This is a genomic window from Rahnella sp. BCC 1045 (genome assembly GCF_019049615.1).
Classification (GTDB): Bacteria; Pseudomonadota; Gammaproteobacteria; order Enterobacterales; family Enterobacteriaceae; genus Rahnella; species Rahnella contaminans.
In genome coordinates this window covers 1-3,547 of record NZ_JAFMOZ010000058.1, presented here as the reverse complement: position 1 = coordinate 3,547, position 3,547 = coordinate 1, and the positions used below count along the sequence as shown (strand labels likewise).

Genomic DNA, 3,547 nt, shown 5'->3' with positions numbered 1-3,547 from the left:
GAATTGAAAACATCCACAAGTATGGACTTAAGTAAAGGATAACAAATGGCATTTCAAACTATGATTCAAAATCAATCATTTTTGTATCATCTCACTTGTATTGATAACCTTGATAATATTATTTCTAGTGGGTTACGTTCCAGAGCATCGTTAGGTAATGATTTTGTTGATGTCGCTGATGGAGAAATTATTCGAGGGCGTGGGGCTCAAACATTAGAAACTATGGTTCCTTTTCATTTCTTTGCCAACAACCCTTTCGACGGCAGAGTTAAGAATGATCACAAGGATAAGATATTTTGTCTTATAGCGGTTCACCGAAATTTTGCAAGACAAAATAGTTGGAAAATCATCCCACAGCATCCATTAGCTTCAACAGGTTTGCAGTTAATGGATTATGACAGTGGGTTTGCTGCAATAAACTGGGAGTTAATGAATCAACGGGATTATAGAAATACCGAATGTAAGTCGGTTTGCATGGCAGAATGTTTGTCTCCTAAAACTGTTGAAGCAAAAGACTTTGCATCATTTTATGTTAATAACGACAAGTCAAAAAAACATGTTGAAGGGTTGCTAAAAGCATCGAATGTGTCTAAATTTGTGAACATTAACCCAGCTATGTGCTAACACAATGATTCGATATGAAAGTGGTGATCTTCTTCAATCTCAGACAGTTGCCTTAGTCAATGCAGTCAACTGTCAGGGGATTATGGGGAAAGGAATAGCCTATCAGTTTAAGGAAATGTTCCCTAATAATCTTAAAGTATATCAAGATGCTTGCAGAGCAGGTACATTTAAGATTGGTGATATTCTCATAGTGAATGAAAAGCAAAAGTTAATTGTGAATTTTCCAACCAAGGATAGTTGGAGGAAAAAATCACAATACAACTTTATTTTACAAGGACTAGAACGATTAAAAATAGAAATCATTAGTAGGGATATTAAATCTATATCTATTCCACCATTAGGGTGTGGGAATGGTGGGTTAGAATGGTCTCGTGTTGAGTCTATGATTAAAGATATTTTTTCAGATCTTGAATCGGTTGATATAGTTTTATATGCTCCAGTAACTAAAGAGAGTTTTGCAGATAAAAAAAATGTTATTAATGTTAAGCATTTACTAGTTATATATGCATTTAAATATTTGCAAGACAAAAAACGGTATAGTTTAAACAGTTTGTTTTATATTGCACAGAAAATTTCAGATCTTAACTATTTTGATTTTAGCATCAAGCATAACCGTCCATTCTCTAGTGATCTCGATGGTGTGACTAAGGATATTAAATTACTTAAGGAAAAATATGCTCATGATTTTGATGGTTTTATAGATGATTATATTAATACGCATCTCTCTAAAGATATTGAGAATGAGTTTAAAAAAATAATCCCCACTTTGCAAATTAATATTAATTTGCTCAATGAGTTTCAGTCTAAAGAAGAGTTTGCGATTTTACCTGAGCTATTTGAATTATTATCCAACAATGATAGTGAAGTGAATAATTTGCATTTAGTTGATGGTTCAATTAAAGAGATGGTACTTCATAAAATGGTAGGTGCGGGTATTTTACAGAAAAATATTTTTGACCAATATGAAATAATTAAACCCCTATGATACAGGGGTTAATTAAGTTATGATTTAGTATGGTAGGTTTTTAGCTATGTTGTTCACATATGTTGCATAAAATAATTGAAATAATATTTTCATGAGTTTAATAAGTTGAGTATCTCTGCAACTAAGATTACTGCACTTCAACGTTTCAAAGAATCAAACCCCAGCCCAACCATTATCGAACCTAAAAATTTAAGGGATTACATACACATATCAAAAGTAGAGTGTTTTTTATCCGCATTAGTTTGTAGCTGACCTGCTTGGTATAATCAAACATCAGTACATTAAAAGTCAGGATAGCGAGAGATGATTACTCAATACTTTGCACAACCTGTAATGAGCACAGATCAGAAGTTGTTAGGGGTAGAAGTATTGACTAAATTTCAGGAAAACGGTTTTAACGTGCTTAATCCAGCACCAGCGGAGATAATGCAAGGCTGGTCTATCCACGAAAAAAGAGTTTATCTAATTGATTTAATAAATTTCATTAGAAATGAAGAAGAGTTTTTCCTTGAAAATAAACTATTTTGTTCTCTCAATATCGATCAGAGCACCGCATTGATTTGAGGCATGATGCATACATTCGAGTACTTCTACACTCAATGCCATACATTAATTTACAGATTCCAGAAGCTTTTCCAAAGATTGAATAGGGGTTAACGAATCCAGACCTGAAATCACTTTTACATGGAAGCAATGCACTTTTCCTTAATTATCTAAGTATTGGGAATGTGAATGTACAAACTGGCGTTAGTACTATTTTTGAAGTGGTTAAAATCGATAAAAGCTATTTTAGCTCTCAATTCTATAGAAATAGCTTTCCGGTAGTGCTGAAGAACATCATGAAGTACTGTCCGAGAGTTATCGTATCAGGCGTATTTGATGCTGAATTATTGCAGTACTTGCGAAAGTGGGCCGTTTGGGGTGTGCAAGGTTAGTTGTAGGAGTCAGTATCGCTGCAAAATGTTAGTACTTTGTTCCAATAAAAGGCTCAGAAGATATTTGTTGAATTTCACTACCATTTACTTATTACCATAATGATAACCATCCATTCATAATGCCTACGTAATATACAAATGTGTACGGGGTAGTGAATATAGAATTATATTGATTATGTAATGAAAGGTAAACCATCAACGAATATTATGATGTTTTTCTTATTTCAGTTGCCGTCATACCTTGACCTTGTATTTTACGGTCGGTATTTTGTGGCTGTGGCTGTGGCTGTGGCTGTGGCTGTGGCTGTGGCTGTGGCTGTGGCTGTTGAACTTTTGGCTGTTCTTCTAATTTATTTTCTTGTGACTTATTATTATCTAGGCAGTACAAACCTAAAACAACGACAGCAATAACAACATTAAAACCATTCCAAATGTATGAAAATCTGACACGTCGAGACTCTATATATACAATGTCGTCTTTCTTTAGCTTTTCAGTATTAATTATATTATTTAGATCATCTTCATTGAGAAGATCTTTATATCTATTTTTTATAGTATCATATCGGCTAAGTAATCTTTCCTTTTCTTCCAACACTTCTTTATTAGTAAAGTACCAATACACTACAGAAAACAAAATAAAAACAAGCGTTACAACAAGTGTTTCTATAGTTACAGTCCCTTTATAACTATTAGAAGTGATGATTTTAATAAGAAAGACTGAAATAAAAAATGTTATAATACTCCAGAAACTTGTTTTGAAAGTCGAAAACATATTTTTTGTAATGTCGGATGCCTTATCTGACTGAGCGATAAGGAATTCTGAAATTTTATTTTTTATTTCAATGTATTGCTTTACGTTATCCTTAAGGTATATATCATAACCTGACTCGATAGACTTCAATGTGCCACCATTTATTGACGTCATACTTTTATCCACCATGTGGATGGATATTATGTTACGAGCAAGACCAATTTTGTCTATGAAATTCCCACTGTCATAGAT

4 protein-coding genes are annotated in these 3,547 nt (G+C 33.2%); 3 read left to right on the top strand and 1 reads right to left on the bottom strand.

The window, feature by feature from the left end:
* Window positions 1–45: 45 nt before the first annotated feature.
* The 3 genes from J1782_RS00415 (at window position 46) to J1782_RS00405 (ending at window position 2,173) form a co-directional block, all read left to right on the top strand.
* Complete coding sequence (locus tag J1782_RS00415; RefSeq protein WP_217151925.1) at window positions 46–624, top strand: DarT ssDNA thymidine ADP-ribosyltransferase family protein; 579 nt, start codon at window positions 46–48, stop codon at window positions 622–624.
* Between the two features lie 4 nt (window positions 625–628).
* Complete coding sequence (locus J1782_RS00410; protein ID WP_217151923.1) at window positions 629–1,609, top strand: macro domain-containing protein; 981 nt, start codon at window positions 629–631, stop codon at window positions 1,607–1,609.
* Window positions 1,610–1,912: 303 nt separating this feature from the next.
* Window positions 1,913–2,173: a hypothetical protein gene (locus J1782_RS00405; RefSeq protein WP_217151921.1), complete on the top strand. Its 261-nt coding sequence runs from the start codon at window positions 1,913–1,915 to the stop codon at window positions 2,171–2,173.
* Window positions 2,174–2,749: 576 nt separating this feature from the next.
* On the opposite strand, the gene J1782_RS00400 is transcribed toward J1782_RS00405, so the two are convergent.
* On the bottom strand, window positions 2,750–3,547 hold a 798-nt coding region (locus J1782_RS00400), incomplete at its 5' end, for a hypothetical protein (RefSeq protein ID WP_217151920.1).

Bases quoted from the DNA above. Each gene is read 5' to 3' on its own strand.
- J1782_RS00415 (WP_217151925.1), top strand. From the start codon at position 46: ATGGCATTTCAAACTATGATTCAAAATCAATCATTTTTGTATCATCTC.
- J1782_RS00405 (WP_217151921.1), top strand. From the start codon at position 1,913: ATGATTACTCAATACTTTGCACAACCTGTAATGAGCACAGATCAGAAG.
- J1782_RS00410 (WP_217151923.1), top strand. From the start codon at position 629: ATGATTCGATATGAAAGTGGTGATCTTCTTCAATCTCAGACAGTTGCC.